This window comes from uncultured Anaerotruncus sp., from assembly GCF_902490045.1.
In the GTDB taxonomy this organism is placed as follows: Bacteria; Bacillota; Clostridia; order Oscillospirales; family Ruminococcaceae; genus Anaerotruncus.
Genome location: NZ_CABUCJ010000161.1, coordinates 1 through 4,463, shown reverse-complemented (window position 1 = coordinate 4,463; position 4,463 = coordinate 1). Strand labels below are relative to the sequence as shown.

The 4,463-nt window shown below is 65.3% G+C and carries 5 protein-coding genes; all 5 read right to left on the bottom strand.

What is annotated here, in order from left to right; all coding sequences use genetic code 11:
- Positions 1-38: 38 nt before the first annotated feature.
- The 5 genes from era to RDM88_RS11960 all read right to left on the bottom strand — a co-directional run bounded on the left by era (position 39) and on the right by RDM88_RS11960 (position 4,347).
- Complete coding sequence (era, locus tag RDM88_RS11980) at positions 39-944, bottom strand: GTPase Era (protein ID WP_308755059.1); 906 nt, start codon at positions 942-944, stop codon at positions 39-41.
- 80 nt (positions 945-1,024) lie between these two features.
- Positions 1,025-1,504, bottom strand: a complete 480-nt coding sequence (locus RDM88_RS11975) for a diacylglycerol kinase family protein (protein ID WP_308755058.1) — start codon at positions 1,502-1,504, stop codon at positions 1,025-1,027.
- On the bottom strand, positions 1,494-2,006 hold the full coding sequence (ybeY, locus tag RDM88_RS11970; protein WP_308755057.1) for an rRNA maturation RNase YbeY: 513 nt from the start codon (positions 2,004-2,006) through the stop codon (positions 1,494-1,496). Before ybeY ends, RDM88_RS11975 begins: the two co-directional genes overlap by 11 nt.
- Positions 2,003-2,971 (bottom strand): PhoH family protein, encoded by a 969-nt coding sequence (locus tag RDM88_RS11965; RefSeq protein ID WP_101551372.1) that lies wholly within the window; start codon positions 2,969-2,971, stop codon positions 2,003-2,005. Before RDM88_RS11965 ends, ybeY begins: the two co-directional genes overlap by 4 nt.
- Positions 2,972-3,123: 152 nt before the next feature.
- Positions 3,124-4,347, bottom strand: a complete 1,224-nt coding sequence (locus tag RDM88_RS11960; RefSeq protein ID WP_308755056.1) for a sporulation protein YqfD — start codon at positions 4,345-4,347, stop codon at positions 3,124-3,126.
- Between the last annotated feature and the right edge of the window lie 116 nt (positions 4,348-4,463).

Below are 4,463 nucleotides of genomic sequence, written 5' to 3'. Positions count from 1 at the left end.
GGGGCCTCCTGATTCGTTTTCACAAGCCGCCGCGCGGCTCAGTTGTAGCCGAGCGAACGGATGACGTTCTCCCGGTTGCGCCAGTCCTCGCGCACCTTGACCCAGCATTTGAGGTTGACGCGGCAGCCGAGGAACCGTTCGATGTCCTGCCGCGCCTGGGTGGCGATCCGCTTGAGCATCTCGCCGCCCTTGCCGATGATCATCCCCTTGTGGCTCTCCCGCTCGCAGTAGATCTGCGCCTCGATATCGATGAGGTCCTGCCCCTCCCGCTCCTTCATCGATTCGACCGACACGGCGGTGCCGTGCGGGATTTCGTCGCGCAGGTTGCGCAGCAGCTTTTCCCGCACGATCTCGGCCACGATCACCCGTTCGGGCTGGTCGGTCAGCGTGTCCGCGTCGAAAAAGAAAGGGGAGGGCGCGGCGAACGCCTCGAGTTCCCCGAGCACCGCGTCCACCCCGTCCCGGGTGAGCGCGGAGATCGGCACGACGGCGGAAAACTCGTACTCCTTCGTAAAGGCGAGGATGCGGGGCATCAGCTTCTCCTTGCTGGCGAGGGTGTCGATCTTGTTGACGACGAGGACCGCGGGAATCCGCTGCGCGCGGAAGGAGGCGATGAGGTCGCGCTCGGCGGGGGCGATCTCCCCCTGCGGCTCGACGACGAGCAGCGCGACGTCCACGTCGGCGACGCTGTCGCTGACCTGCTTCACCATATATTCCGACAGGCGCGTGCGGGGCTTGTGGAGCCCCGGCGTGTCGATAAAGACAAACTGGGTCTCCCCCTTCGTCAGCACGCCGGTGATACGGGTGCGGGTGGTCTGGGGCTTGTCCGAGACGATCGCGACCTTTTCCCCGATCAGTGCGTTGAGCAGGCTCGATTTGCCCACGTTGGGGCGTCCGACGATGGCGACGAACGCCGATTTGGTGCTGTATTCCGGTTCAGTCAAAATGCTTCTCCTCCCCGCCCCTGTGGGGCGCGTCCAGTTTTTCCGTTCTTTGCGGCGCGGCACAAAAATGCGCCGGCGGTCTACGCCGGCGTCTGTTTCTCCCCGCCGAACCCGAACACAAACCAGGCCGCGAGGACAAGATAAACCGCGAGCAGCGCCTTCGGCTGCCAGTGCGCGAGCAGCGCGCGCCAGAGCGCGAGCAGCCCCGCAGGCCGCCAGAGCACGGCGAACCCGACCCCGACGCTCGCGAGCGCCATGACGAGCACCGCACCGGCCGAGACGTCCTTGGCGAGCTTCGCGAGCGGGCGCCTGCCGGGGCTTGCGAGGTCCACTGCCGCCTCGATGGCGGTGTTGAACATCTCGGCGGCGAGCACGCCGCCCACCGCGAGGGCCAGCAGGCCGAAGCCCGCGCCCTCCACGCGCAGCGCCCCGGCCAGCCAAAACACGAAGAGCGCGGCGGCCAGGTGGATGCGGAAGTTGCGCTCGTGCAGGACGCAGTGGCGCACGCCGCAGCCCGCCCAGCGAAAGCTGCGGGCGAGGGCGGCGAGCTTAGATCTCATCGTCGGTCAGCACGTAGCTGCCGTCCCGCTGGAGGCCGAGGCTCGAGAGCACGCTCTCCTCCTTCTCGCGCATGCGCACCATCTCAAGCCCGCCCGACTCGTGGTCGTAGCCGAGCAGGTGGAGCATCGAATGCACGGTCAGAAAGCCGATCTCACGCTGGAGGGAGTGGCCGTAGATGCGGGCCTGTTCGACGGCCTTTTCGATCGAGATGACGATATCGCCGAGCTGGAGCGCGCCCGTCTCGAGGTTGCGGTCGTAGACGCCGTCCTGCCCGAGCGGGAAGGAGAGCACGTCGGTGGCCGCGTCCTTTTGGCGGAACTCGCTGTTGAGCTGGCGGATCTGTTCGTTATTCACGAAGCTGACGCTGACCTCCGCGCTGTCGCCGAACTGCTCGGCGGCGAGCACCGCGTGGCAGCAGCGGCGGATGAGCAGCCGGATGCCGCTGGGGATCTTCACGTCCTTCTGGCGGTTGGTGATGAGCACCTTGATACTTTCGGTCATCTGTTGCGTTTACCCTCCTCGTAATACCGCTCGTACGCCTTGATGATCGCCTGTACCAGGCGGTGGCGCACGACGTCTTTCTCGGTGAAATGAAGGATGGCGATGTCATCCACGTTCTTCAGCACCTTGACCGCTTCCAGAAGGCCCGAACGCCTGGCGTCCGGCAGGTCGATCTGGGTCACGTCCCCGGTGATGATGGCTTTGGAATTGAACCCCAGGCGGGTGAGGAACATCTTCATCTGCTCGGGCGTGGTGTTCTGCGCCTCGTCGAGGATGATGAAGCTGTCGTCGAGGGTGCGCCCGCGCATGTAGGCGAGCGGGGCGACCTCGATGTTCTGGCGCTCGACGTATTTCTGGTAGTTCTCGGCGCCGAGCATATCGAAAAGCGCGTCGTAAAGCGGGCGCAGGTAGGGGTCCACCTTGTTCTGGAGGTCGCCCGGCAGAAAGCCGAGCTTCTCCCCCGCCTCGACGGCGGGGCGCGTCAGGATGATGCGGTTGATCTCGTGCGCGCGGAAGGCGCGCACCGCCATGGCCACGGCGAGATAGGTCTTGCCCGTGCCGGCGGGGCCGACGCCGATGGTGATCGTGTTGTCGCGGATCGCCTCGACGTACCGCTTCTGCCCGAGGGTCTTGGCCTTGATCGGCTTGCCCGTCGTGGTGATGCACACCACGTCGTCCGCGAGCGCCGCGACCTTGTCCTCGCGCCCCTCGCTGACCATCGCCATGACATAGCGGATGTTCTGTTCGGTGAGCGACTCCCCCTTGTTGATGAGGGAGAGCAGCCCGGTGATGGCGCGTACCGCCAGGGAGACGCCCTCCTCGTCGCCGAACACCTTGATCTCGGTGCCGCGGCAGGTCACCGTGACGCTGTATTCCTGCTCGATGAGCCTGACGTTCTCATCAAAGCTCCCGAACAGCGCCAGCGCGTGCTCCATCCGGTCGATATTCACCAATTGTTCGATCATTCGTTTTTTTCCATCCTTTTTCTATTGGAAATCCCCAAAATCATCCACGATTTAGTATAGCAAATCTTCACGCAAATAACAAGCAGTTTTCACAGTTCTTTATGAATATTTTGTGAAACTTTCCCAGTTTCTTTGGAAACGCGCCGAATTCCCTAGTAACCCCCTTCGCGCGGGGCCTTTTCCTCCTGTTCCCCGCGGTCGAACACCGGGATTTCCACCTGCCGGGCAATGTCCATTTCGACGAGGTATTCCCCCGTCAGCACGACTTTTCCGCCCTCCGTCCTGGCCGAGACCTCCCGCTTGACCACCGCGCCGGGCTCCCACGCGCCCCGCTCCTTCGCGGCGAGCTGCCGCTCGGCGATGCGCAGCGCCGCCTCCGCGCCGATCCGCTCCTCCTCCGTCTCGTAGAAGATGTAGGTCTCGCGGGTCACCGAGAAGGGCATCTCCGCGCCGAACAGAACGGGCGGCCGGGTCACTTTCTCCACCTTGTATTCCCCGTCGAGGCCCGAATAGAGGAAGAGGGGCAGGCGCACCCCCGGCAGCTCGAGGTAGCGGCGCTTGACCACCCGCCCGGACGGCACCGCGCGCCGCTGGACGAGCGGAACCTCGACGGCGAGGCTCTCGGGGACCCGCGCGATGACCCTGGCGTTGGCGCGCAGCAGGTGGTTGAGCCCCCAGCGGTCCTCAAAGACGCCGCTCACGAGGATCTCCCCCTCCCGCACGGCGTCTCCCTTCTGCACGGCCGCCCGCCCGTCGGTGACCGCCATGCTGACGATCTGGCCGTCCCGCGCCGCCACGACGTTGGCGGGCACGTTGGTGTCGATCTTCCGGGGCGGGACGGTGCGTTCCCGCACGAGCAGCGTCGCGGTGGTGCCGCGGATGTTGAGCGCCGCCCACGAGAGATCGTCCACCTTGAGCTGGATCTCGAGCTGGATTTCCCGCGCGTTAAGCCCGCTTTTGAGGACGCCCCGCCTGACCCCGAGCTCCTCGAGCGCCTGAAGCAGCGCCTGGCTCTCCACCCGCTCGTTTCCCTGTACCTCGACCACCCACACGAACTGCTGGGTGACAGCGAAAAAGACGATGAAGAGCGCCGCGCCGGCGGCCACGCCGATCCTGCGGCGGTAGCGGCGCAGGAGGAAGGGCAGCCCGCGGCGCTCCTTCACGCGGGTGACCGCCCCCGCCTTGCGGGCGAGTGGGCGCATCCGCCGGTAGCCGTCCACGGTGGTGCGGCCCGAATAGCCCGCCTCCTCCCGCCGGCAGTCCCACAGGGGGACCCTGTGGTGGGCGCAGAGATTGATAAGGCGCTCGAAGGAACCCGAACGCGCAAAAAACTTGACATGCCCGCGCAGGTAGCGCAGGAACCGGATAAACAGCAAAAAACCACCCCTCAGCTTGTCGAAAATCATTTCGGCAAGCTGAGGGGCCGCCGCGGCGGGGTTCTCCGCTCGCTAGGCTCGCTCAACGTGCGGTAGGAACCTACGGTTCCCCCACA

Excerpts from the sequence above, each read along its gene's own strand:
- RDM88_RS11975 (WP_308755058.1), bottom strand. The coding sequence starts at position 1,504 with ATGAGATCTAAGCTCGCCGCCCTCGCCCGCAGCTTTCGCTGGGCGGGC.
- ybeY (WP_308755057.1), bottom strand. The coding sequence starts at position 2,006 with ATGACCGAAAGTATCAAGGTGCTCATCACCAACCGCCAGAAGGACGTG.
- RDM88_RS11965 (WP_101551372.1), bottom strand. The coding sequence starts at position 2,971 with ATGATCGAACAATTGGTGAATATCGACCGGATGGAGCACGCGCTGGCG.